The organism is Komagataeibacter sucrofermentans DSM 15973 (assembly GCF_040581405.1).
GTDB lineage: Bacteria > Pseudomonadota > Alphaproteobacteria > Acetobacterales > Acetobacteraceae > Komagataeibacter > Komagataeibacter sucrofermentans.
On the sequence record NZ_CP137157.1, the window covers coordinates 2381004 to 2405090 of the forward strand.

A 24087-nucleotide genomic window follows, 5' to 3' on the forward strand; every position below is an offset into this window, starting at 1 on the left:
GCATCCTGCCCTGCCGCGCCAGCCCGGAACAGGGGGCGGGGTCATGTCCTGCAATATGGAACAAAACAGGATCATTTACAATGGCCCTGTTCCTTTCCTACCCCGATAATGATGGGCCGCCGGGCAATAACCGTGCTTTAGCGCGGCCCCATGGCCAGCCCCGCGCCACGCGGGTCGGTCACGGCGGTGCAGGTTGCGCCATCACCCGGCAGGCCATGCGGGCAGGATATGGCATTAACGCGGCCCTGCGCTGTAACAGGATGGGCATCGGGCGTCTGGCCTGCAAGGATCTGCCGCATGGCAATGCCGGTTGCCGCCGCCGCATCGTTCTGCCCCGACCCCGCCACCACCGCGCGGAAGGCACGGCCCTGGCTGGCAATGGCGGCAGCATAGAGCGGCTGCGGCAGGCGCGCTGGCGATGCGCCAAGCACGATGCCGGTATTGCCCGCCATGCGCCCGGTGCCAAACAGGTTGTCCATGCTCAGGCTGCACGCCACCGCCATGCCCGCGTGGTCAACCACGGTAAACGAGGTGGAAGCCGGCAGCGACGGCAGGCCACCGCCGCCTGCCCCGCCTGCGTTGACAAAGGCCTGCGCGCGGGCGGTCAGGTCATCGCCCGTGCCGCTGGCGTGGCTGCCATTCTGGGCACGCCAGCCCGCCACGCTGGCCTGCGCACGTGTTGCTGCATCCGATGAGGAGGCCGCGCGAAATGCCACCGCAGCACCCAGCCCGCCATCCGCAGGGGGCGGCAGGAAGCTGACCTGCGTCTCGCCACTGCTCACGGACAGCGGCAGGCGCTCGGACGGAATGCCCCCCCGCAGGTCGGCCATGGTCAGGCCCCCGCCCGCCTTCTGGCTACCCGCCACAAAGGACTGGCCCAGCGCGCCATTATAAAGATCGCCCACGCCCATGCTGCGGATCTGGTCCAGCGCGCCTGAAAGATGGGTCTGGACCAGCGCATCGCCCTCGGCCAGCGCCTTGCCATCCGAGCGGGCAAACACCGTGCGCACGCCCGCATCAGCCAGCAGCGGCACCTGCACGGCAGCAAGGTCGGTGGCAAGCTGGCGGCTGACATTGATGCCATTGGCCGCGAGCGTAATCGCGCCCGGCACCATCTCGGAAAACGCGGCCGAGCCATATTGCAGGTGCATGAGGTACAGCCCGCGCGCGAGCATGGGCACCGCTGCCGGGCGGTCGGCATGGGGCATGCCTGTTATGTCGGTTGTCCCCGCCACGGGCAGGAACATGAAGGCGCGGCCGCCATTCTGGTCACCCGGACGGTAGGCGAGGCACGCCCCGCCAGAGCCGAGCGAGGCGCGCGAAGGCAGCGTTACGGCCAGCGCGAACCCCATGGCCGTGGCCGCATCCGCCGCATTGCCGCCGCGCTGGAGAATGTCGCGCCCGACCAGCGTGGCCTGCGGCTCATCGGAGGAGACAGTGCCGATCAACTGCCCCGGCGAGGGGCCGAACATGCTGGAGACGATCTTGACGGGCGAATAGTTCTTGAAGGCGCAGCCCGTAACCGAAAGGGCCAGAACGGCACAGAGCGCCGTACGCATGGACCGACGGGCGACAGGGGTGATCGACGAATGCTCAGGCACGCAACGCTTCTCCAATAGGCAGGTCGGCTTCATTCCGTTGAACGGTTCGTAACGACCGCGCGATCGTAGCAGACCCTTCACGACTTAGCGGCGTTCCGGGCCATCGGCAACAGGCATGGCGCCAGCACGGCCCCATGGCCCATTTCTTTCCGCTGCCCGATCCTTTACACACCACCCTATCGCGACATGACAACGGAGCAAACCCGTGACCTTTCTTTCGCCCCGCCACAACCGACCCCGCCTGCTCCCCACCCTGCTCGCCACGGGGGCGATGATGGCTGCCACGGCAGGCGCGGGCCGGGCCGCGGATGCACAGGCCAGCTTCACTCCCGCCCAGCGGCAGGAAATTGTCGAGATCATGCGCAATGCGCTGAAAACCGACCCCACCATCCTGTCAGACGCCATTGCCGCCCTGCGCAGCAATGCCAACGCAGCCCAGCAGAACGCGGCCCGCTCCGCGCTGGAAAGCCACCGTGGCGACCTGACCACGCCAACGGCGACCGATGGCGTGCTGGGCAATGCCAAGGGGCAGACCACCGTTGTCGAATTCTATGACCCCCGCTGCCCCTACTGCCGCAAGGTGCTGCCCGACCTTGACCGGCTGACGCGCGAGAACAGGGACCTGCGCATTATTGAAAAGGTCATTCCCGTGCTCGGCCAGCCCAGCCTGATCGCATCGCAGGCGCTCGTGGCGGCCTTCGTGCAGGGCGGGCAGGAAGGATATTTCCGCATGCAGGGCGTGGTGATGAACGATTCCGTGCAGCCCACGGTCGAGCGCATGCGCACGCTGGCCACCCAGGCGGGGCTGAACGCCACCCAACTGGTCAGTGACATGAATGGCGCCAAGGTCACGTCCATCCTGCAGGCCAACATGGAACTCGCGCGCGCGATCGGACTTGATGGCACGCCCACCTTCGTGTTCAACGCCCGCCAGATCATTCCCGGCGCTGTCAGCTATGATGACCTGAAAAAGGCCATCGCGCAGAACCATTAAGGAAGAATAAAAGTTTTTGGGTGCCGCCTGTTTTCAAGAAGGCGGCGTTCTCCTGTAAGCTTTCTGAAAAAAGCTTCAGCAAAAACCTTACCCTGTTTCAGGGTACCGGATCAGGCCCTTCCCGCCTCCCGTGCTGACAGGAGGGCGGGAAAGGGCATGGCCTCAGGCCATGGCCACGACTGATGCCTCGGCCAGGTCATTGATCCTCAGCAGGTGGCCAAGGGCCGCCACCATCTCGTCCATCATCGCATCCGTATGGCGCGGCCCCGGCGTAAGCCGCAGCCGCTCCGTGCCACGCGGCACGGTGGGGTAGTTGATGGGGGTGGTGTACATGCCATAATCGTTGAGCAGCCGGTCGCTCAGTTCGCGGCAGCGCCGCGCATCGCCTACGGGGATGGGCACGATATGGCTCGGCGTCATGCTAAAGGGAATGCCCGCCGCCCTGAGCTTGGCGCGGAAGGTATCGACACGCTCGAAAATGCGCTCGCGCCGCCAGTTATCCTTGCGCACCTGCTTCACGCTGGCCAGCGCCGCCGCCACGACCGCGGGGGGCAGCGCCGTGGTGAAGATGAAGCCCGAGGCGTTCAGGCGCAGATATTCCACGATATTGCTCGAAGCGGTGATGTAGCCGCCATGCACGCCAAAGCCTTTGGCCAGCGTGCCCTCGATGATGTCCACCTCAGCAGCCACGCCATCGCGCTGCGACACGCCGCCGCCCTGTGCGCCATACAGGCCCACGGCATGCACTTCATCAAGGTAGGTCATGGCGCCGTATTTACGGGCCAGCGCGCAGGTGCCGGCGATGTCGGCAATATCGCCATCCATCGAATACACGCTCTCGAACGCGATCAGCTTGGGGGCGTCCTTCGGGGCTGCGGCCAGCTTGGCCTCAAGGTCGGCAAGGTCGTTATGCTCGAAAATGACCGTGCTCGACCCGCGCGCACCCTTGATGCCCGCAATCATGGAGGCATGGTTCAGCCGGTCGGAAAAGCAGATCCAGCCGGGCATGCTCGTCAGGATGGTCTGCAGCGATGCCTGGTTCGACACGTAGCCCGAGCCGAACAGCAGCCCCGCTTCCTTGCCGTGCAGGTCGGCCAGTTCCGCCTCCAGCGCGGTATGCACCGGGCTTGTGCCCGCGATATTGCGCGTGCCGCCAGCGCCTGCCCCATGCTCATGGATGGCGCGGATCGCGGCCTCGGTTACAACCGGCTCGACCCCCATGCCCAGATAGTCATTGGAGGACCAGACCACGACTTCACGGTCTTCGGGGCAGGCGGGGGTGGATGGCGTGGCCTCGGCCTCGGGCTGCTCGTATAACGGGTAGCGGTCGGCCAGCCGTGCCAGGGGCGTAAACTGCCGGTATCGCCCCTGGGCGCGGATATCGGCCAGCGCCGTCTGGCAGAACCGGAAAAACGGATGCCCATCCACATGATTACTGGACACTGCTGGTTTTCTCCATGGCATACCCCGATCGTGTTTACGGGGCCTTCATTCATTACGCCCACCGTGCGGGGTGGCCCAAGCCGGGGGGGGGATGAAACCGCCCCTTATCGGCCACTAGGGCTGGCGGTTAACCACCGGCAAGGGGGCCTTTATGGCATGACGGGGGCGGAAATTGCAAAACCGCATTGAACTACTCGACGTAAATGCAGACCTGCGTTGCACTGCCAGAGGGAACGCCCCGGGCATCCATCTCGGTCTGGGCGGTGCCTGCGCCTGCATCCATCACCGCCTGCAGCACCGGCTGGCCGTCCGTATCCACCGCCGCCTTCATGTCTGGCAGGCCGCTTGCGGCCCCCACCGGCACGTTGACCACGATGGTGAACAGCGCGTTGGGCTTGCGCGCCAGCGCATCGGCCACGGCGGCCCGGACCGCAGGCTGCCATTGCGCGGGCGGCGTCCCCGCCACGATGGTCACGAGCGGCGGCCTGTCGATGCCCGGGACCTGCGGGACCGGAGCAGCGGGCAAATGCGGCGGATCGCCTGCATGGCGGTTGAAGGTTTTCTGGCTGACCAGCCGGCACCCGCCGATGGCTGGCAGGCACAGGGCCGCCACCAGAATAGCACGGCGGGCGAAGCGGGGAGACGGACGGGTCATGACCCGCTACCGATACAGTATCCGCCCCGCCGGGCATAGGGGCGCGTGCAGCAATGTTGCCGCGGCGCACCGGGCGCAGTAACAGTACTCCACCGGCTCCGACCGATCATACCCTGCTCAATGGACGACGCCGCATGCCCGAAGACCAAGCCCGCGTGATCTCCCCCGCGCTTCCGCCCCCGCCCCCTTCCATGCCCGAGCGGCTGGCCACGGCGATCCGCCATGCCATCGGCGTTCATGAAACGGACCGGCGGCAGGCCCCACACGCCCGGGTCATGGCCGGTCTGTGCGCGGTGCTGTGGAGTCGCTTCCTGCGCTTCGACCCGGCCAGCCCCGACTGGCCAGACCGCGACCGCCTGGTCATCTCCTCGCCACGCTACCGGGTGCTGCCGCGCATCATGGCCGAACTGTCGGGCCAGGCAATCCGCCCCGGCACGCCTGCCGCGACCGACCGGCAGGCCTGCGGCCCCAACGGGCAGGGACTGGGGGCGGCGATCGGCATGGCGCTGGCCGAGCAGAAGCTGGCCGCCCGCTTTGGCCGCTCGGTGGTCAACCACCGCGTATGGGCGCTGGGGTGCTGGAGCGAGCTTTCCACCGGCGTGGCACTGGAAAGCGCCGCCCTGGCAGGCCAGCTTGGCCTTGACCGCGTGACCCTGGTGGTGGGCCTGTGGAGCAGCGAGCGCGAGGAGGTGGACACCATCCTGCCGCGCTACAGCGCATCGGGCTGGTCGGTGCGCAAGGTCGATGCGGGCAATACCGAACAGATCGCAAGCGTCATCGCCTCCGCCCAGCGCACGCAGAAGCCCTGCCTGATCGCGTGCATCGCCCCGCCCGAAACCGATCCGCCAGCACCCTTTGTCGATGATCCGGGCCTGTGGGCCGGCGCGGCGCGGCGGGGGGCCAGCGCGCGGCGCTCGTGGCTGCGCCGCCTGTTCAAGGACCGCCAGAAAGCCGAATTCGAGCGCATGGCCCGCAACCAGCGCCCCGCCTTCTGGCAGCCTGACTGGCAGCGTTCGTGGCGCGAGCACGGCGCGCTGCTGGCCCGCGCCTCGGCCGCCTTCTCGGCCCGGCGCGGACTCGAAACCCTGCATGAACTCCTGCCCGAGCTGACCTGCCTGCGCTCGCGCCAGGGCATGATGCCCGATTTCTCCGCACTGCGGCGCAGCAGTGGCGATCCGGATCTTTCATGCGGCACGCAGGTGCATGGCATGGCCGCCCTGCTCAACGGCATTGCGCTGCATGACGGGCTGCTGGCCTTTGGCGCCACCACCATCATTGCGGTGGACCGCATGCGCCCCGCCCTGCGCTACGCCGCCATGACCGGCCAGCAGGTGATCTACCTGCTCAGCGATGATGAACTGCCGCGCGGCGAGAACGCGGGCGGCTGGCAGCCCGTCGAGCAACTGGCCAGCCTGCGCGCCATGCCCAACATGGCGCTGTTCCGCCCCGCCGACCACCGCGAGACCATGGAATGCATGGAACTGGCCCTGCGGCGCACGACCGGGCCGAGCCTGCTGGTGCTGGAATCCGCCCCCTCGACCGCCGCCGCCGTGCCCGAGCGCGAACAGCATGGCCTGACCAACCTGTGCGCGCGCGGCGGCTACGTGCTGGCCGAGGCCGAAGGCCCGCGGCAGGTTACGCTGGTGGCCACGGGGCACGAGGCCATCGTGGCGCTGGCGGCGCGCGCGCTGCTGCGCGCGGCGGGCATCGGGGCGGCGGTTATATCACTTCCGTGCTGGGAACTGTTCGCCGCCCAAAAAATGACGTATCGTGATGCCGTGCTGGGAACAGCGCCCCGGATCGGAATCGAGGCCGCATCGGGTTTTGGATGGGATCGCTGGCTTGGGCCGGGCGGGCTGTTCGTGGGCATTGACGGGTTCGGGGCCTCCCCCACGCCTGACAGGCCCGACGACCCGGCCGACATCACGCCGGAACGGATCTGCCGCGACGCCATGCGGCTGCTCCACTCCCATGCCGGAACCGCGATGGAAACCGCGGGAGGAAACGGCGCGCCGCCACCATCCGGGCTGGTATCGCTCGATGCCAGTGTGTGAACATGTCTGACCCTTACGGAGATAATAAGAACATGGCTGTTAAAGTCGCAATAAACGGTTTTGGTCGCATCGGTCGCCTCGTGCTGCGTGGCATCATTGAAAGCGGGCGCACCGACGTGGTGCCGGTCGCGATCAATGACCTTGGCAGCGTGGCCGACAACGCACACCTGCTGTCCTATGACAGCGTGCACGGGCGCTTCCCCGCCGAGGTGAAGGTGGAGGGCAACCAGATCATCATCACGGCCAATGGCCGCACCTACGCCCCCATTACCGTCTCGGCCGAGGCCGACCCCACGAAGGTTCCCTTCCAGGGCGTGGACGTGGCGCTGGAATGCACGGGCCGCTTTACCGACAAGGAGAAGGCCGCGCAGCTCATTACGGCGGGCGCGCGCAAGGTGATCGTGTCCGCCCCGGCATCGGGCGTGGACGCCACCATCGTCTATGGTGTGAACCAGGACGTGCTGACCCCGGACATGACCGTGATCTCCAACGCATCCTGCACCACCAACTGCCTCGCCCCCGTGGCCAAGGTGCTTGATGACACGTTCGGCATCGAATGTGGCTACATGGTCACCATCCACTCCTACACCGGCGACCAGCGCACGGTGGACACGCTGCACAAGGACCTGCGCCGCGCGCGTGGCGCCGCCCTGAACATGATCCCGACCTCGACCGGCGCCGCGCGCGCCGTGGGGCTGGTGCTGCCGCACCTCAAGGGCCGGCTTGATGGCACCGCCATCCGCGTGCCGACCCCCAACGTGTCGCTCGTCTCGCTCGACTTCGTGCCGAAAAAGGCGCCCGCCTCCGTCGAGGACGTCAACGAGGCGCTGCGCAAGGCCGCCGAGTCGGGTCCGCTCAAGGGCATCCTAGCCTACAACACCGCGCCGCTGGTCAGCACCGACTTCAACCACTCCCCCGCCTCATCCACCTTCGATGCCACCCAGACGGCGGTGATCGATGGCGGCAAGCTGGTGCGCATCTGCAGCTGGTACGACAATGAGTGGGGCTTCTCCAACCGCATGGCCGACACGGCCGCCGTATTCGGGGCACTGTAATGGCTGCCGCAAGCTTCAAGACGCTGGATGACCTTGATGCCACGGGCAAGAAGGTTCTCCTGCGCGCTGATCTGAACGTTCCGGTCAGGAACGCCGAGATTACCGATGCCACGCGCATCCTGCGCCTGCTGCCCACCATCCAGGAACTGGCCCAGAAGGGGGCGAAGGTGATTGTTGTCAGCCACTTCGACCGCCCCAAGGGCAAGCCGGTGCCTGAAATGTCGCTTGGCCCGATTGCCGATGCGCTTGGTGATGCGCTCGGCCGCCCGGTCACCTTTGTCGATGACTGCACCGGCCCCAAGGCACAGCAGGCCGTGGATGCCATGCAAGATGGCGACGTGGTGGTGCTGGAAAACACCCGCTTCTACCCCGGCGAGGAGCAGAACGACCCGGCGCTGGCCAAGGAATTCGCCGCACTGGCCGATTATTACGTCAATGATGCGTTCTCCGCCGCCCACCGCGCCCATGCCTCGACCGAGGGCGTAGCCCGCCTGCTGCCCTCCTTTGCAGGCCGACTGATGGAGACGGAACTCAACGCGCTCAACGTAGCCCTTGAAAACCCGGCCCGCCCGGTGGGGGCCATCGTGGGCGGGGCCAAGATCTCGACCAAGCTCGACCTGATCGGCAACCTGCTTGAAAAAGTGGACATGCTGATTATTGGCGGCGCGATGGCCAATACTTTCCTTGCCGCACAGGGCGTGAACGTAGGCCGCTCGCTGCAGGAGGCCGAGATGCACGACACCGCGCGTGACATCATGGCCAAGGCGAAGGAAAAGAACTGCGAGATCATCCTGCCGGTTGATGTCGTGACCGCGACCGACTTCAGGGCGGACGTGCCCACGCGCACGGTGCCAGTGAACGCCATTCCGGCTGACGCCATGGCGCTCGACGTAGGCCCGGAGACGGTCAGGCTGATTAACGAAAAGCTCACCATGCTGAAAACGCTGGTCTGGAACGGCCCGCTTGGCGCGTTCGAGATCACGCCGTTCGATGCCGCCACCAATGCGGTGGCGCGCGAGGTTGGTCGCCTGACCGATGCGGGCGCGCTCAAGAGCATTGCAGGCGGTGGCGATACGGTCTCCGCCCTGCGCCATGCGGGGGTAGAGAAGCATATCTCCTACATCTCGAGCGCGGGCGGCGCCTTCCTTGAATGGCTGGAAGGCAAGACGCTGCCCGGCATCATGGCGCTTGAAGCCGTGTTTGAACGGGCCATGCCCATCTGACAGGCCGCGCCGTCATGACGTGAAGGAAGGGACCATCATCCGGTGGTCCCTTTTTTCATGGGCGCTCCGCTTTTTTCAAACAGCCGTTCAGTGCCGCGACAGACCCAGCCTCAGCCCGAAGCCGATAAAGACACAGCCGGTCAGCCGATCCATCAGCCGTGCCGTCGCCCCCTGGCACAGCAGGCGCGCGAGGGAATGCCCCATGCAGGCCACCACCACCAGCCATAGCAGGCTCACCCCCGCCTGCACGCCCGAGAGCACGAACAGATAGGGCCCGACGCGCACATGCGCCGGCACGAACTGCGGCAGGAAGGAAATATAGAAGACGCCAATCTTGGGGTTGAGCAGATTCTGGCACAGCCCACGCAGGAAATGGCGCCGTGGCAGCCCGCGCCGGGCGGTGTCAGGGGCCAGCATGTCGCTACGGGGGCGCAGCAGCATCCTCACTCCGGCCCATAACAGATAGGCCGCGCCGCAGGCACGGATCATATCAAACGCCAGACGCGAGGCCGCAAGCAGCGCCCCCAGCCCGGTCGCGGCGGCCACCCCCCACGCCAGGCAGCCACAGGCGATGCCCAGAGCGGTTTCCACCCCTTTTCCCCGCCCATCGCGCAAGGCCGTGCGCAGCACGAGCGCCGTATCAAGACCGGGGGTCAACGCCAGAATGAGGGTCGCAAGCACAAAGGAAAGAAAGGATTGCGAAACCGTCACGCTGGTCTTCCTCGTGCCATCGGGGCTGGAATTGTGGCGACCGCCTAGCGGTTATAGGGGTTGGTATCCACGCGCACGGCCTTGCCGGTGCGGTCGTAATATAGCACGGCGGTGCCGCGCTTCTCAGCATAGCCATCCGGCTCGCCGGTGGGGGTCCAGAACAGCAGGCGGTTCAGGTCAGGCTGTTCCTTGACCCGGTCACCCCTGGGGATGTAGCGGTACTGGCTGTAATCCATATGTAGGGTGGGTAGCGGCGGCTTTTTGGAAAGCTGATGCATGGTGGCATGGCGCTGCGAGGCCTCGCCGGGGTCTTCGTTGCCTGCATCGGCATGGCCGCTATCCGCCAGGGCCACACCCGGCGCGACAGCAGCGCCCAGCCACGCAGCAAGGACCAAGTGCCGTAACCTGATAGACATGAGCGCAGGCCTTTCCATTCTTCCCAATCGCGGGGCCACCATCCCCCTTTTCCCGGCCTGACGCAATATCCGCCGTGGCACGCCTGCCTTACTGGAAAGGCAGGTAGCGGAAATCGAAGAAGATCTCGCTCAGGCTGGTCGTGGGCGCGCCACCCATGCCACCCCATGTATGCACGCGCGAATAGGCCAGCTGCGTGCCTGCCTGCACCGTGCCATACTGGCCGTGGATGAAGCGGTACCATGCCCCGATGGTGAACTCCTCCACCGAGCGGATATTGGCGGCGCACCCTCCGCCGCCATTGATGCCGGAGCCTTCGGTCATGCAGCCCGTATTGTCGGCATTGGGGTTGCCATAGCCATAGCTGCCGCCATCTTCGTCAAAATAGTTGCGGCCCGAGCGCTGCATGCCGAAATAGCCATACACGTCGATCACCTTGTTGGGGTGCGCGATCACGCCTGCCGTGGTCTGGGCGCTCGACAGCAGGGCGGGCCCGCCATTGGCGCGCAGCGTGGCATCAGGCAGCAGCACCGAGCCGTAGCGGCCAATGCCCTTGCCCGCCAGGCCTGCGAGCCGCACTTCCAGCCGGTGGGGAATGACCGGCAGGATCATCGAGCCGCCCGCCCCCCAGGCGATGGCGGTATGGTTCTCGCCCACCCCGTTCATGACCGAACGGTCATGCGGGAAGTGGACCACGCCCTCGACTTCGTAATGACCCCATGAGGGATCCCATGCCAGCTTGCCGATGATGTCGGGCGCGATTTCGTTGGAATAGTTGGTGGTGGCGCTGCTCAGCCCCACGCCGTTCGAGCCGAGCTTGGCGTAATTGCTGCTGTTGCCCGGCAGGCGGAACTCACCATTGCCCACGTCATCGCCAAACCCGGAGGTGTCATAGATGGTGGCCGGGTTCTCGATCGACAGGCCGGTCCACAGGCGGTGCTTGAGGAAGTCCTTGACGATGCGCACCTGCCACTGCCGCGACCAGGTCTGGCCCGCGAGGATGGAGGATTCAATTGTTTCGGGCAGGCTCTCCTGGCGGGGCACGATGCCCACGCGGTCGGGTGTGAGCATGGTCCAGGCCTGGCCGATGAGGAAATGCAGGTCCGCGCGCGAATCATCCAGCGTCAGGTAAGCCTGCCGCAGCCGGGGCACGTAGGAATTGCTCTCATAGGGGTTGGTGGTCTCGGCACTCGCGCCAAAATCGGTTTCCACAAAGCCTGCCACGGTCAGGTGCGGGTTGAGCTGGCCGCGCGCCATGAGCGAGAAGCGCGAATACCGCGCATCGCCATTGAAGTTGGTGGTGTGGAAATTGGAGCTGTTGCGGAAGGGAATGGCGTTCCAGTAGTTGAAGATGCCCGATGAAACCTGACGGTTCTCGACCAGCGCCGCCGCATCGAAGAAGCCACCCAGAATGATGGCCACGGGGCCAAGATGGAACACCTTGCTACCCAGCGCGCCAGCCGACTGCGCGCCCACTGTCTCGCGGTTGTGGGGGCCGACATTGTTGTTGGCCATGTGCGAGATCAGATCTTCCTCGCGGTGCGCCACCACGGATTCAACCGTGGGCTGATCCCCGGGCTCTGATGTGGGGTCGGAATAGCCGCCGATATGGGGGCGGCCCACGCGCTCGCCACCCGTCACGGCTGCCTGCTGCGGTGCATGGCCTTCCACCGGCATCCAGCCGCCACGCACGTGCCCGCCCGTGCCGGTGACCTCAAGCGGGTGGCCCGCGCCGCCTGCCCCGCTCGCAGCCGACGTGCCGCCAAGGCGGGCGCGGTGCTGCGCGATCTGCTGGTGCATGGCGGCGAGTTCGTTCTGCAGGGCCTGCTGCTGCTGCTGCAGATGGGCCATCTGGCGTTCCATGATATCCAGCGATTCGGGATCCTCATCGCCCCATGCGGCAGCCATGGGCACCAGAACGGAACACAGCATGAGCAGGCTGGCCAGACGGCCAGCGGGCTTGCCGGAGAGGAACGGAATCTGCATTTATCGCCAGAAGGCCCCAGAACAGGTTCAAGACAGGATGTGACAAAACATGTCCGGCGGGCCGGGTAAATGATAATTTGTTTTAATAAGACATGATCCGCCGCGCCGTGCTGTTTGTGCCACGGGCATCATGGCGGAATATGGCATCCCGGCCAGCCAGTGTTACAAAACGTCAGGGCGGCGGGCCGTCAGCGCCATGACCGCATCCTTCCAGAACATGTCCTCAGGCGCGGGGGTGACGCTGCCGGTATCCACCGGGCCGAAACCCGCGCGCTGCAACAGCACGCCGAGCATGCGCCCCCGGTCATCAGGCTCGAGCGCCTGCCATAGCGCCGTGGCCTTCTGCGGCAGGAAGCGCGCGCCATACGTCATGATGATCAGGCCGCCGGGTTGCAGCACGCGGGCGACTTCACGCAGCACCTGCACCGGCTGGCGCAGATAGGGCACGACATCGCACAGAAGGACCGCGTCCATGCTTTCATCGGCGAGCGGCAGGTCGGGGGTTTCGTTGATGTCCTCCACCACGCGGTCGGTCAGGCGGGGATTGCTGTCGAGCGCCTGCGCGTTCACGCCAATGCCGATCACGCTGTCGAATTCCATGTCAGGCGGCAGGTGACTGTCGGGGCCTGCCATCAGGTCGAGGATATTGCCATCCTCGGGCAGGAGCGTGCGATAGAGCGCCGTGATGGCCGTCTGCGCGCCCTGGTCAAGCAGGGGGCCGGTTGGCCTGCGCGAATAGAACAGCGTATCGGACTCAGCCGAGGCGGCGGTGAAGGATTGCGGGTGGAACCCGTGCAGGTCGTTCATGAATGTGCCAGACAGTGCAGGTGTAACAATGCGATACGGGGTGGGCGTATCACGCCCCATGCCGTGGAGAACAGGAGAAAAGCCGAATGGCCCGTATGATCCATTCCATGATCCGCGTGCTTGATGAAGCCGCGAGCCTTGCCTTCTATGAAACCGCCTTTGGCCTGAAAGTGGCCGACCGGCTTGTTTTTGATAGCTTCAGCCTTATCTACCTGTCGAATGATGAACAGACATTCGAGCTGGAACTGACCGTAAACCACGGCCGCACCCAGCCTTATGACCTTGGTGATGGCTATGGGCACCTCGCCGTATCGGTGGCCGATGTCGATGCCGAGCATGCCCGGCTGACGAAGGCGGGCCTTGCGCCGCTGGCGGTGAAGGACATGTCGTGTGGCGAGCAGTTCGTGGGCAGGTTCTTCTTCATAACCGACCCCGATGGCTACAGGATCGAGGTGCTGCAGCGCGGAAAGCCGGGGCGTTTTATCTGATCGGGCTTGCAAGCAGGCGCGCGCGGTGCCATCCCGCTCGCATAAAGGGGTGGCGAACCGCTATACAGGACGGATGATGACCGGTTTTTTGAAAATGCATGGGCTGGGCAATGATTTTGTGGTGGTGGATGAGCGCGCGCAGCGCCATGACCTTACGCCTGCCCGCATTGCCGCCCTGTCCGACCGGCATACCGGCATTGGCTGCGACCAGTTCGTGATCCTGCGCCCGGCCTGTGCCGAAGGGGCAGATGTGTTCGTGCGCTTTTTCAACGCCGATGGCTCGGAATCCGGGGCCTGCGGCAATGCCTCGCGCTGCGTGGCCGACCTTGTGGCGCGTGAGAGCGGGCGTACCGGCATCGGCCTTCAGACCCGCGCGGGCGTGCTGCCCGCCACCATCGTGCGCCCCGGCGTGGTCACGGTGGATATGGGCGTGCCCGCGCAGGGTTGGGAAGATGTACCACTGGCTAAGGCCATGGACACGTTGTACCTGCCCATTGCGGGCGACCCGGCGGCGGTGTCGATGGGCAACCCGCATGCCACCTTCTTCCTGCCCGCGCCCGATGCGATGGACCCGTGCGTGGCGGGGCCGGAACTCGAGCATCACCCGCTCTTCCCCCAGCGCGCCAATATCGGCTTTGCCCATGTCATATCGCCTGATGCCATGCGCCTGCGCGTGTGGGAGCGTGGCAGCGGGCTGACGCGGGCCTGTGGCTCGGGCGCGTGCGCCGCCGTGGTCAACGCCATACGGCGCGGGCTGGTCGCGCGCACCTGCACCGTGGCGATGGATGGCGGGGAACTGAACATTACGTGGCGCGAGAGCGATGGCCACGTGCTCATGACCGGCCCTGCGGTGACCAGCTTTACGGGCCACTTCAACCCTGAAGATTACCCACGATGACCAAGCCCGAGATCCTTACCTTCGGCTGCCGCCTCAATACCTATGAGAGCGAGGTGATGCGCAACCACGCGGCAGGTCTGGACAATGTGGTGATCGTGAACACCTGCGCGGTAACGGGCGAGGCCGAGCGCCAGGCGCGGCAGGCCGTGCGCCGCGCCCACCGCGAGCGGCCAGATGCCCGCATCGTCGTGACCGGCTGCGCGGCCCAGATCGACCCCGGGCGCTGGGCCGCCCTGCCCGGCGTAACCCGCGTGCTGGGCAACCGCGAGAAGCTCGAGGCCGCAAGCTGGAGCGAGATGGCGCTGGGCGCAGGCCATGCCGTGTCCGACATCATGGCGGCGCGTGAGACAGCGCCGCATCTGGTAACCGAATTCGCCGGCCGCACCCGCGCGTTTGTGGAGGTGCAGCAGGGCTGCGACCATCGCTGCACCTTCTGCATCATTCCCTTCGGTCGCGGCCCCTCGCGCTCGGTGCCGGTGGGCGCTGTAGTGGAGCAGGTACGCGCACTCGTGCAGTCCGGCTACCGCGAGGTGGTGCTGACGGGGGTGGACATTACCTCCTGGGGGCACGACCTGCCGGGCAAGCCGCTGCTGGGGCAGTTGTGCCGCAGGCTGCTTGCCCTCGTGCCCGAACTCGAGCGGCTGCGCCTGTCATCCGTTGATCCGGTGGAGATTGACGAGGACATCTGGAAGCTGCTTGAGGGGGAGCCGCGCTTCATGCCTTACCTGCACCTGTCATTGCAGGCGGGCAGCGACATCATCCTCAAGCGCATGAAGCGCCGGCACCTCACGGCCGATGCTGCTGCCGTCGTGGCGCGGGCGCGCGCGCTCAGGCCCGATATCGGCATAGGGGCGGACATCATTGCAGGCTTCCCGACCGAGGATGACGCGCTGTTTGAACAGACACTCGAATTCGTGCGGGATAACGCCCTGCCCTACCTGCATGTCTTTCCCTATAGTGAGCGGCCCGGCACGCCTGCGGCCCGCATGCCCGCCATTGCGGTGCCCGAGCGCAAGGCGCGCGCGGCACGCCTGCGCGCGGCAGGGGCACAGGCGGCACGCGACTTTCATGAACGCCTGCGCGGGCGCACCCTGCGCGTGCTGATGGAAACCGACACGGCGGGACATTCGGAAGAATTCGCGCCGGTGCGACTGGTGGATGGCGCTGTGTCGGGTGCGGGGCGGATCGAGACGGTGCGCCCCGTGGCGGTTGACGATAACGGACTGGTGGCGGAAATTCTCTGATATGGCTCTTGGCTTCTTCTCACGTCTCAAGGCGGGGCTTTCGCGCTCCACCCAGAAACTCAGCGGTGGCCTGACCGCCGTCTTTACCCGGCGCAAGCTTGATGACCAGGCGCTCGAGGACCTGGAAGACCTGCTGATCTCCGCCGATCTTGGCCCCAGCGTCGCGGGCAAGGTGATTGAATCCTTCCGCCGCTCCAAATTCGGCAAGGAAGTGACCGATGAGGAAGTGCGTCAGGCCCTGGCCGAGGAAATCGCCAACATCCTCCAGCCTGTCGCCATTCCGTTCGAGCCCGACCCCAGCCACAAGCCGCATGTGGTGCTGGTGGTGGGCGTGAACGGCACCGGCAAGACCACCACCATTGGCAAGATGGCCCGCTATTATGGCGAGCAGGGCAAGAAGGTGATGATGGTGGCGGGCGATACTTTCCGCGCCGCAGCCGTCGAGCAGTTGCAGGTCTGGGGCGAGCGCACCGGCGTGCCGGTCATTGCGGGCAAGCCCAATGCCGATGCGGCGGGGCTTGCGTTCGAGGCCCTCAAGCGCGCCACGGCGGAAGGCGCCGACCTGCTGCTGGTCGACACCGCAGGCCGCCTGCACAACAAGAGCGCGCTGATGGAGGAACTGGCCAAGATCATCCGCGTCATGCGCAAGTTTGACGAAACCGCGCCGCATTCCGTGCTGCTGGTGCTTGATGCCACCACCGGGCAGAACGCGGTGGAGCAGGTGCGGGTGTTCAAGGAACTGGTCAACGTGACCGGCCTTGTGGTGACCAAGCTTGATGGCTCGGCGCGGGGCGGCATTGTGGTGGCGCTGGCCGATGCGTTCGGCCTGCCGGTGCATCTGGTAGGCGTGGGCGAGCAGGCCGAGGACCTGCGCCCCTTCTCCGCCGAGGCCTTTGCCACGGGGCTGGTGGGTGATTCCATCAAGGTGGTTGAACGCGACGATGCCCCCGCCACCGAAGCGGATGAGACGCCCGAAGCCGGTCAGCCCCCGGCGCAGTAATATCTGCGCCCCGGCTTTTGGAGGGGAACAGATAAACGTTTTTGGGTGCCGTCTTTTTGAAAAAGGCGGCGTTTTTTGAAGCTTTTTGAAAAAAGCTTCACCAAAAACTTCTTTATGGTTAAAGCACTTCCATATTTTTCAAATAAAACTGACATCTATATTTTTAATCTCACAAGCCAGAAGGGCAATGTGGTTTTTAGAATTTCTCATTTTCTGAAAAATACTTTTTCCAGCCTTAGCCCTATCTACGATCTACTTTACAGCACAGGCTTATCCTGATTCTGCATTCAGACATGTTTTATGTGCAGGAATTCATTAAAAATATAGCTTCATGAACATTTATTAATAATTTTATTTGAAGTGTCGGATATTTTACATCGCTTCACGCTTACTTTATTAAATATGTGCAAAATATTACAAATTAATTAGATTTTATAATTTGAATGCAATTGTGAAAATAATGCAATTAACGGGAAATTCTGGAACGGATTCCTCGTGAAGCAAATACTGACATCTATTGCTTTGATTTTCATAATCGTGACCTGCATTGATGACGCATTTGCCCAGAGTGAAACCTCCAAGTCCCTGCCCGTCGAGCTTGAACCCTACGCCGCCCATGCCTTTCCGCTTGAAGGCTGGGGCAATGCCGTGGTCGACCCGCAGGTGCCCACCCTGCACGGTGCCCCTCACCTGCTTGGCCAATGGTTTGGCGCCCGCCGGTGGCTGAACAGACATGGCCTGTACCTCAACTTCGCGCTCAATGAAGAATATATGGGCAACGTGCGCGGCGGGCGCACGCGCTCCGATGTGCTGGCGGGCCAGGTGGCCAGTGAACTTGATATTGACTGGCAGCGGCTTGCGCATGTCAGCGGGTTATGGACCCACATGCTCGTCATCAACGGGCATGGGCGCAACTTTGGCTACAACCTTGGTGATTCGGTCACCAACCCCGAGCAGATCTATGGCGGGCGCGGTAATGTCGTGGCGCATCTGGTGGCGCTATATGCCGAAAAGACATTCCTGCACAAACGGATCGTTGTTTCCGCCGGTGATATTCCGACCGGCAGCTTCTTTGCCTATGATTACGTGGCCTGTTCTTTCATGAACGTGTCGGTGTGCAGCAATTTCGCGCCGGGCAAATACGTGCCGGGCGGGCGTGACTGGCCCTCGGGCAATCTTGGCGGGGTGCTGCGCGTGTTCCCGGCCAAGAAGGTCTATATCATGGGGGGCATCTTCATGGTGTCGCCCCACGCCTATAACGGCGGTATTTCAGGCTGGGCGCTGGCCCAGAACGGGATGAGCAAGGTCACATCGCAGGTTGAGCTGGGGTGGATGCCATGGTTTGGCAAGCATTCGCTCCGCGGCAACTACAAGCTTGGCGCATGGTACGATAACTCGCGCTATCCCAACCTTTATTCCGATATTCATGGCAATTCCTTCCAGCTTACGGGCCAGCCGCGCCGGTATGAGGCAGGCATGAGCACGGCATGGTTCATGTTCGACCAGATGCTGGTGCGCAATGGCCCTGGCGTTGCAGAAGGACTGGTGGCGGTAGGTGGTGCGGGCTATTCGCAGGGCAACCTCGTGGCCATGCGCGACCATGAATGGATTGGCCTTGTTGAATCAGGCACGCCCTGGCACCGCAGGCAGGACCAGATTGGCGCCATGTTCCAGCACATGGACATGAGCGGCACGCTGTCGCTGCAACAGGAATCATCGCGCGCGCTCGGCATGCCCTACCTGAGCAACCAGTGGGGGCCGGTATGGGGCGTGCAGCATTGGGAAAATGTATACGAAGCATTTTACAGCACGCACGTGCTGCGCAATTCCACCACGATGCAGTTTGACTTCCAGTACCTCCAGCACCCTGGTGCCACGACGACTTTCCATGACGCTGCGGTGCTGGGTATTCAATTGACGGCCAACCTGTAAGGACGCGTGGGACAGACAGTGGAAACTGCGCGCTCTGGTATTGTGTTGTTCTGGCGGGTTTCATTTCTTTTTGGATATAAAGGGCCTCAACACAGATTCTACATAGCGGACAGGCAGGATATGCCCTCTTTTCAGACGCCCAGAAGGCTACTCGACCATTCGGTAAGCGGACTTATGATCACAAGGGATCAGTTATAGTTGCCGTGTAGCTTCATGTCTGGATTATGACTTGTGATACCGGAAGCCCTCTGTATTCTCACGAACCCATGAGAGAAATCCAAGTGTGGAGCATATAGATGAATAAGCGGTCGTATCTTGTGGCGCTCTCCATTGCCATGATCGCTTCAAATATTTTGCCTGCAAAAGCTGACAGTTTTGCTGAACAAACACGGGATGCGCTCCAACCCGTGATGAAGGAATACGATATACCCGGCCTTGTTGTCGGCATTACCCGCAACGGCAAACATGAATTTTATGCCGCTGGAGTAGCATCACAAGCCGATAACCGTCCTGCTACGCCTGATACTCTGTTTGAACTCGGCTCAATAAGCAAAATTTTCAATGTAACACTTGCAGCATTGGCCGAGGAACGCGGTGAACTCAGCCTCAATGACACAGTGGCACATCATGTCTGTGCAGACGCCTGCTCGATAGGCAATCGGCTGACCCTCATGGATCTGGCAACGCACCATTCGGGAGGACTGCCTTTGCAGGTGCCAGACAACATAACCGACGTCGATGGGCTGGTGACCTGGCTAAAGAACTGGCACCCGCCGGAACCGGGAGCAAGAAGCTATTCCAACATCAGCATCGGAATGCTCGGCTATATCACTGGCAAGGCCATGAACTCGAACTATAAGCAGGTCGTGCAAGACCTGCTTTTTCCGATGTTCGGGCTGCAGCATACCTGGATTGACGTACCAGAGAGCGAAATGGGCCAGTACGCCTGGGGATATGACCGAAAGACCAACGCACCAATCCGAATGACCCCTGGCGTTTTGGCCGATGAAGCCTACAGCGTAAAATCGAGCGCCCGGGACATGCTGAAGGTCCTGGATGTGGAGATGGGACAGGGGACAGCTTCGGAAGAATTGCGTAAGGCAGTCAGGAGAACCCATGAAGGACAGTACAAAACATCGTTCTTCACGCAGGATATGATCTGGGAGCAATACACCTGGCCCACTGAGCTGCAGAAGATGACACTGGGCAATGGCTATGACTTTATTATGAAGCCACAACCAGAACAGAAGTTGAACCCGCCACTCTCCCCCCAGAAAAACGTTTTCCTGAACAAGACTGGATCAACGAACGGCTTTGGTGGCTATATTGCGATCCTGCCCGGTGAAAATATCGGCATAGTTGTCCTGGCGAACAAAAACTATCCGAATGAATCCCGGGTGAAGGCGGTCTACTCGCTCATCGAGTCACTGAATTCCAGGCCTTAGTCGCCATCGGCGAAAACGTCTGAGTTTGAAGACAGGTGTCCGAAACCGGACATTCCATTGCCCCCATGCGGGTAAAACACAACCTTGATGCAGTCATCTTTCTTATCACGAAACTTCTCATACAAAGCAGGCCCCTCTTCAAGGTCGGTGGAGCGATGGCTGATGACGAAAGAAGGGTCAATCTCCCCCTTCTCAATACGCTCAAGCAGGGGCTGGAGGTATTTCTGGGCATTGGTCTGCCCCGTGCGCAGGGTCAGGCCCTTGTTCATTAGCACCCCGACCATGACCGGCCCGAGCGCACCCGCGTAAACGCCGGGCATCGACACGATGCCGCCGGGCCTGCAGCCCAGAATGGCCTGGTTGAGTGCAAAGGGCCGCTCGAGCGTGGTGGCCGAGAGCAGGGCCGAGCCGACCTTCTGCATCATGGTGTCCGCACCATGGGCTTCCATGCCTACCGCCTCGATCACCGCATCCGGCCCCAGCCCGTGGGTCATTTCAACAAGGGTGTGCTGAATGTTCTCGGTGCCAAAATCAATTGTCTCGGCACCAGCAGCCCGCGCCATGGCCAGCCGCTCGGGCACCTGATCTATGGCGATGACGCGTTTGGCCCCGAGCAGGAAGCATGAGCGGATCGCCATCTGCCCCACCGGGCCGCAGCCCCATATGGCGATGGTCTTTTCGGCCTCGGGCGTAATGTCGCACTGTTCGGCGGCCTGATAGCCGGTGGGAAAGATATCGGACAGGAAAAGAACCTGATCGTCACTCAGCCCGTCTGGCACGATGATCGGCCCGATATCGGCATGCGGCACCCGCAGATATTCCGCCTGCCCACCGGGAAAACCGCCCGTCATGTGCGAATAGCCAAACAGCCCTGCCAGCGGGTAGCCAAATGTCTCGGCCTGCTGGCGGCCATTGGGGTTGGTGCGCTCGCAACAACTCCAGTTGCCCCATTTGCATTGCCGGCATACCCCGCACGAGATGGTAAAGGGCACCACAACCCGGTCGCCTACCGTAAGGCGGGTGTTTTCCCGCCCCACCTCCACCACTTCGCCCATGGTTTCGTGGCCGAGGATGTCGCCGCACTGCATGGTCGGCATCATGCCATCCATCAAATGCAGGTCGGAGCCACAGATGGCGCAGGCGGTCACCCTGATGATGGCGTCATGCCCATCCATAATGGCGGGATCAGGCACGCTTTCGCATGTGATCTTGCCTTTCTTCTGCCAGGTCAGTGCTTTCATGGGAAAACGTCCTGCTTGAGGGGAATATCAGGCAGACGCATGGGGGGCGGTATGGTTTGCTGGCCCGCTCCATAAAAGAGAGATCCTGTTCGAAAATAACCTTGATGAAAAACAGAAGTTTTCGGGTGCCGCCTTTTTTCAAAAAAGCGGTGTTCTTCTGGAGCTTTTTGTAAAAAGCTTCACCAAAAACTTTTATTCTTGTGGGCCAGTTTCGCGCGGGGCGTAAAGCTGCTCCAGCATGGGGGCATCAAGCACATCGGCTGCGGGCCCGTCGGCCATGATCCGCCCCTGTCGCAGCGCAATGGCGCGGTCAAACACGCGGGCGGCAGCAAGCGGGTCATGCGTGGTGGCCACAATGGCATGGCCTTGGCTGGCAAGTCTGTGCAGCAGGGCATAAAGCCGCTGCTTCTGCCCGTAATCCAGCCCGGTTTCCGGCTCATCAAGAATGAGCGTGCGCGCCCCCTGCGCCAAAGCGCGGGCCAGCAGGGCCGCCTGCCGCTCGCCGCCCGAAAGTTCGGTATAGGGCCTGTCCGCCAGATGGATGATGCCCAGCGCATGCAGGGCGTGCGTTACCTCATCGCGGTCATGGCGGCCCAGGTTGAGGGCAAAGGGCGTTTCCGCCAGGCGGCCCATGCCCACGATGTCACGCACGCTGTAGGGAAAAAGCGGCACATGCCCCTGCGGCACATGAGCAATCCGCCGCGCCACCTCGCGCCGTGACCAGGCCTGCATGGGCTGGCCATCAAGCAGCACCTGCCCTGCGTCTGGCCGCGCCAGTCCCAGCAGCAGGCGCAAAAGCGTGGTCTTGCCCGCGCCATTGGGGCCGAGCAGCGCGGTCATCTCCCCTGCCCTGATGCCAAACGAAAGGTCATGCAGCACGGTGCGCCCGGCATGGCGGAAGCTGACATGATCCATGCGCAGCACAGCCTTCATGCCCGCCACCCCCGCCGCAGCAACGGCAGCACGGCCACGAACAGCGCCACACCGAGCAGGTCGGCAATCAGGCCCACGGGAATTTCCTCCACCGAGAGCGTGCGCGCCAGGTCATCGCACACCAGCAGGAACATACCACCAAGACACGCACTTGCAGGCAGTACCCGCATGTTGCATGGCCCCACCAGCAACCTGGCCACATGCGGCACCACCAGCCCCACCCAGCCAATCATGCCCGCAACCGAGACCGTGAGCGCCGCCAGCACCGTGGCGGCGCCAATCACGCCATAGCGCAGCGCCATAACGGGAATGCCCAGCGTGCGGGCCTCCTCATCGCCCATGGCCAGGCCATCGAGCATGCGCCCGCATGCGCTGAGCAGCACGATGCCAATCGCCACTGGCCCTGCCATCACGCCCAGCGCATGTGGCGTGACCTGCGTCAGGCTGCCCAGCAGCCAGAACACGATGTCGGGCAACTGGTTCTGCGGGTCGGCAATGTATTTGAGCAGCGACAGCAGCGCCGTGAAGAGTGCCGAACTGATCAGCCCGCCAAAAACCAGCATCAGCATCGATGCCGCATCGAACAGATGCGCCACGCCCACGCCAAGGGCCACGGCCAGCAGCCCCCCGATAAAGGACAGCCCCGCCACACCCACGGGCCCCAGCCCCCACACGATGCCCAGCGCCGCCCCCGTGCCAGCCCCCGCCAGCACGCCGAGCAGGCCGGGCGAGACCAGCGGGTTGCGAAACACCGCCTGATACGCCGCCCCCGCCACCGAAAGCGCCGCCCCCACGCAGATAGCACCCCCAATACGCGGCAGACGCGCACCAAACACGACGCTATGCACCATATGCGCCTGCGGCGTATCGCCCTGTGCCACCAGTCCGATGCTGGCGGCCAGCGCGTGCAGCACCTGCGCGGGCGGCACCGCAAAGCGCCCGATACAGGCCGAGAAAACCGCAAGCCCCACCAGCCCCATGACCGCCAGCGCCGCAATACGCACGCCGCGCAGCCTCAAGGAGCGGTACCCGGCTGCGGCGGGTGGCCTGCAAGGATGCGCTGCGCATCGTCCCCGGTCAGGTTGTAGTGGAAATAGGTGCGGTAGAAGTCCTGCGTCAGCGCCACGGGGTCGGTCTGCGCAAACAGGTCGGGGTGCAGCGTTTTCGCGGCCCAACTGATCTGGAGCGGCAGTTCGCTGCCATAGCGATCCCACGGGAACACGCCAGACGGATTGGCATGCACGCGCCCGTTGCGCATGGCGGCGAGGCGCTGCCACAACCCGCCATCAGCAGCAGGGTCGATGGTGCCGCAATCGGGGCCGAGGATGATGACATCGGGGTTCCACGCCGCCACCTGTTCGGGCGTGACCGGCTTCATGTTGCCGCTCACCCCGGTTGCGGCATTGCGGCCGCCCGCCAGCGTAATCCATTCATCCACGATGCTGTCCGCCCCATCCACCCGCAGCGGATGCAGTGACTGGATGTGCAGCACGCGCGGGCGCGCGGCCTCGGGCACGCTGGCCAGGCGCTCGCGCACGTCATTGACTGTCTGCTTCATCATGGTGCGGTAATGGGCCGCGGTGGCGTGCGCGTGCTCGGTGCCCAGGGCCGCAGCCGTCATGTCCACCACGCGCAGCAGGCCATCGACATCGTGAAACGACGAGACCAGCACCGGAATGTCCACCGCGCCAAACGCCGTAATGGCCGCCGAGGCCTGCGGCACGAACACAAGGTCCACCTGATCGCGCAGCAGGGATTCCGCATTGACCTGCGGCCCGTTGACAAGCTGCGCCTGCGCGAGTGCCGGAAACACCCGGTACATCCACGGCCGCGCCTGCGGGCTGTCCACCGTCATGACAATCTGCTGCACGCCGCCGAGCATCAGCAGCAGTTCATTATGGGCGAACCACAGATCGGCAATGCGGGCGGGATGATCGGGCACGGCCTGCGCGTGGCCCGCCAT

General features: G+C 63.6%; 21 protein-coding genes. 10 read left to right on the top strand and 11 right to left on the bottom strand.

Annotated elements, in window-relative coordinates:
* Nucleotides 1–137: 137 nt before the first annotated feature.
* Nucleotides 138–1559, bottom strand: a complete 1422-nt coding sequence (locus R5N89_RS11275) for a gamma-glutamyltransferase (protein WP_110566847.1) — start codon at nt 1557–1559, stop codon at nt 138–140.
* A gap of 247 nt (nt 1560–1806) precedes the next feature.
* Here R5N89_RS11275 and R5N89_RS11280 point away from each other — a divergent pair, with 247 nt between their 5' ends.
* The gene (locus tag R5N89_RS11280; RefSeq protein WP_110566849.1) at nt 1807–2595 is read left to right on the top strand and encodes a DsbA family protein; all 789 of its coding nucleotides are present in this window, start codon (nt 1807–1809) and stop codon (nt 2593–2595) included.
* Nucleotides 2596–2757: 162 nt separating this feature from the next.
* Here R5N89_RS11280 and hemA read toward each other — a convergent pair whose 3' ends face one another.
* Both hemA and R5N89_RS11290 read right to left on the bottom strand, forming a co-directional pair.
* Complete coding sequence (gene hemA / locus R5N89_RS11285) at nt 2758–4059, bottom strand: 5-aminolevulinate synthase (RefSeq protein ID WP_110566851.1); 1302 nt, start codon at nt 4057–4059, stop codon at nt 2758–2760.
* Nucleotides 4060–4228: 169 nt separating this feature from the next.
* Nucleotides 4229–4693 carry a hypothetical protein gene (locus R5N89_RS11290; RefSeq protein WP_110566853.1) on the bottom strand — a complete coding sequence of 155 codons (465 nt, stop codon included), beginning with the start codon at nt 4691–4693 and terminating at the stop codon, nt 4229–4231.
* A 134-nt stretch (nt 4694–4827) separates the two neighbouring features.
* On the opposite strand from R5N89_RS11290, the gene R5N89_RS11295 reads away from it, so the two are divergent.
* From R5N89_RS11295 to R5N89_RS11305, 3 genes are read left to right on the top strand one after another with little or no spacing between them, the layout of a single operon-like run.
* Nucleotides 4828–6747: a transketolase-like TK C-terminal-containing protein gene (locus R5N89_RS11295; RefSeq protein ID WP_110566855.1), complete on the top strand. Its 1920-nt coding sequence runs from the start codon at nt 4828–4830 to the stop codon at nt 6745–6747.
* A 32-nt stretch (nt 6748–6779) separates the two neighbouring features.
* A complete protein-coding gene (gene gap / locus R5N89_RS11300) occupies nt 6780–7802 on the top strand; it encodes a type I glyceraldehyde-3-phosphate dehydrogenase (protein WP_110566857.1) in 1023 nt (340 codons plus the stop codon).
* Entirely contained in the window at nt 7802–9025 is a 1224-nt protein-coding gene (locus R5N89_RS11305) for a phosphoglycerate kinase (RefSeq protein WP_110566859.1), read from the top strand. The genes gap and R5N89_RS11305 overlap by 1 nt, the downstream gene beginning before the upstream one ends.
* 87 nt (nt 9026–9112) lie before the next feature.
* Here R5N89_RS11305 and R5N89_RS11310 read toward each other — a convergent pair whose 3' ends face one another.
* The 4 genes from R5N89_RS11310 to R5N89_RS11325 all read right to left on the bottom strand — a co-directional run bounded on the left by R5N89_RS11310 (nt 9113) and on the right by R5N89_RS11325 (nt 12943).
* A complete protein-coding gene (locus R5N89_RS11310; RefSeq protein ID WP_110566861.1) occupies nt 9113–9736 on the bottom strand; it encodes a LysE family translocator in 624 nt (207 codons plus the stop codon).
* Between the two features lie 44 nt (nt 9737–9780).
* Nucleotides 9781–10083 (bottom strand): hypothetical protein, encoded by a 303-nt coding sequence (locus R5N89_RS11315; RefSeq protein WP_110566956.1) that lies wholly within the window; start codon nt 10081–10083, stop codon nt 9781–9783.
* Nucleotides 10084–10240: 157 nt separating this feature from the next.
* On the bottom strand, nt 10241–12136 hold the full coding sequence (locus R5N89_RS11320; RefSeq protein WP_110566863.1) for a hypothetical protein: 1896 nt from the start codon (nt 12134–12136) through the stop codon (nt 10241–10243).
* Between the two features lie 162 nt (nt 12137–12298).
* Nucleotides 12299–12943 (bottom strand): class I SAM-dependent methyltransferase, encoded by a 645-nt coding sequence (locus tag R5N89_RS11325; protein WP_110566865.1) that lies wholly within the window; start codon nt 12941–12943, stop codon nt 12299–12301.
* Nucleotides 12944–13029: 86 nt separating this feature from the next.
* On the opposite strand from R5N89_RS11325, the gene R5N89_RS11330 reads away from it, so the two are divergent.
* From R5N89_RS11330 to ampC, 6 genes are all read left to right on the top strand, one after another.
* Nucleotides 13030–13431 carry a VOC family protein gene (locus tag R5N89_RS11330; RefSeq protein ID WP_110566867.1) on the top strand — a complete coding sequence of 134 codons (402 nt, stop codon included), beginning with the start codon at nt 13030–13032 and terminating at the stop codon, nt 13429–13431.
* A 73-nt stretch (nt 13432–13504) separates the two neighbouring features.
* On the top strand, nt 13505–14329 hold the full coding sequence (gene dapF, locus R5N89_RS11335) for a diaminopimelate epimerase (RefSeq protein ID WP_110566869.1): 825 nt from the start codon (nt 13505–13507) through the stop codon (nt 14327–14329).
* Nucleotides 14326–15573, top strand: a complete 1248-nt coding sequence (gene mtaB, locus R5N89_RS11340) for a tRNA (N(6)-L-threonylcarbamoyladenosine(37)-C(2))-methylthiotransferase MtaB (protein WP_110566871.1) — start codon at nt 14326–14328, stop codon at nt 15571–15573. The genes dapF and mtaB overlap by 4 nt, the downstream gene beginning before the upstream one ends.
* A gap of 1 nt (nt 15574) precedes the next feature.
* Nucleotides 15575–16573: a signal recognition particle-docking protein FtsY gene (gene ftsY, locus R5N89_RS11345; RefSeq protein ID WP_110566873.1), complete on the top strand. Its 999-nt coding sequence runs from the start codon at nt 15575–15577 to the stop codon at nt 16571–16573.
* A 531-nt stretch (nt 16574–17104) separates the two neighbouring features.
* A complete protein-coding gene (locus tag R5N89_RS11350) occupies nt 17105–18505 on the top strand; it encodes a carbohydrate porin (protein ID WP_373320381.1) in 1401 nt (466 codons plus the stop codon).
* 296 nt (nt 18506–18801) lie between these two features.
* A complete protein-coding gene (ampC, locus tag R5N89_RS11355) occupies nt 18802–19950 on the top strand; it encodes a class C beta-lactamase (RefSeq protein WP_354680680.1) in 1149 nt (382 codons plus the stop codon).
* On the opposite strand, the gene R5N89_RS11360 is transcribed toward ampC, so the two are convergent.
* The 4 genes from R5N89_RS11360 to R5N89_RS11375 all read right to left on the bottom strand — a co-directional run bounded on the left by R5N89_RS11360 (nt 19947) and on the right by R5N89_RS11375 (nt 24087).
* Entirely contained in the window at nt 19947–21191 is a 1245-nt protein-coding gene (locus R5N89_RS11360) for a zinc-dependent alcohol dehydrogenase (protein ID WP_110569408.1), read from the bottom strand. The two genes, ampC and R5N89_RS11360, sit on opposite strands and share 4 nt — an antisense overlap.
* A gap of 192 nt (nt 21192–21383) precedes the next feature.
* Nucleotides 21384–22124 (bottom strand): ABC transporter ATP-binding protein, encoded by a 741-nt coding sequence (locus R5N89_RS11365; protein WP_167400882.1) that lies wholly within the window; start codon nt 22122–22124, stop codon nt 21384–21386.
* Nucleotides 22121–23104: an iron ABC transporter permease gene (locus tag R5N89_RS11370; protein ID WP_110569496.1), complete on the bottom strand. Its 984-nt coding sequence runs from the start codon at nt 23102–23104 to the stop codon at nt 22121–22123. The genes R5N89_RS11365 and R5N89_RS11370 overlap by 4 nt, the downstream gene beginning before the upstream one ends.
* A 35-nt stretch (nt 23105–23139) precedes the next feature.
* Nucleotides 23140–24087 carry an ABC transporter substrate-binding protein gene (locus R5N89_RS11375; RefSeq protein WP_110569411.1) on the bottom strand — a complete coding sequence of 316 codons (948 nt, stop codon included), beginning with the start codon at nt 24085–24087 and terminating at the stop codon, nt 23140–23142.

Coding starts and splice junctions, on each gene's coding strand:
- R5N89_RS11275 (WP_110566847.1), bottom strand. CDS start 1,559: ATGCGTACGGCGCTCTGTGCCGTTCTGGCCCTTTCGGTTACGGGCTGC.
- hemA (WP_110566851.1), bottom strand. CDS start 4,059: ATGCCATGGAGAAAACCAGCAGTGTCCAGTAATCATGTGGATGGGCAT.
- R5N89_RS11290 (WP_110566853.1), bottom strand. CDS start 4,693: ATGACCCGTCCGTCTCCCCGCTTCGCCCGCCGTGCTATTCTGGTGGCG.
- R5N89_RS11295 (WP_110566855.1), top strand. CDS start 4,828: ATGCCCGAAGACCAAGCCCGCGTGATCTCCCCCGCGCTTCCGCCCCCG.
- gap (WP_110566857.1), top strand. CDS start 6,780: ATGGCTGTTAAAGTCGCAATAAACGGTTTTGGTCGCATCGGTCGCCTC.
- R5N89_RS11305 (WP_110566859.1), top strand. CDS start 7,802: ATGGCTGCCGCAAGCTTCAAGACGCTGGATGACCTTGATGCCACGGGC.
- R5N89_RS11320 (WP_110566863.1), bottom strand. CDS start 12,136: ATGCAGATTCCGTTCCTCTCCGGCAAGCCCGCTGGCCGTCTGGCCAGC.
- R5N89_RS11325 (WP_110566865.1), bottom strand. CDS start 12,943: ATGAACGACCTGCACGGGTTCCACCCGCAATCCTTCACCGCCGCCTCG.
- R5N89_RS11330 (WP_110566867.1), top strand. CDS start 13,030: ATGGCCCGTATGATCCATTCCATGATCCGCGTGCTTGATGAAGCCGCG.
- dapF (WP_110566869.1), top strand. CDS start 13,505: ATGATGACCGGTTTTTTGAAAATGCATGGGCTGGGCAATGATTTTGTG.
- mtaB (WP_110566871.1), top strand. CDS start 14,326: ATGACCAAGCCCGAGATCCTTACCTTCGGCTGCCGCCTCAATACCTAT.
- ftsY (WP_110566873.1), top strand. CDS start 15,575: ATGGCTCTTGGCTTCTTCTCACGTCTCAAGGCGGGGCTTTCGCGCTCC.
- ampC (WP_354680680.1), top strand. CDS start 18,802: ATGAATAAGCGGTCGTATCTTGTGGCGCTCTCCATTGCCATGATCGCT.
- R5N89_RS11360 (WP_110569408.1), bottom strand. CDS start 21,191: ATGAAAGCACTGACCTGGCAGAAGAAAGGCAAGATCACATGCGAAAGC.
- R5N89_RS11365 (WP_167400882.1), bottom strand. CDS start 22,124: ATGAAGGCTGTGCTGCGCATGGATCATGTCAGCTTCCGCCATGCCGGG.
- R5N89_RS11370 (WP_110569496.1), bottom strand. CDS start 23,104: ATGGGGCTGGTGGGGCTTGCGGTTTTCTCGGCCTGTATCGGGCGCTTT.
- R5N89_RS11375 (WP_110569411.1), bottom strand. CDS start 24,087: ATGGCGGGCCACGCGCAGGCCGTGCCCGATCATCCCGCCCGCATTGCC.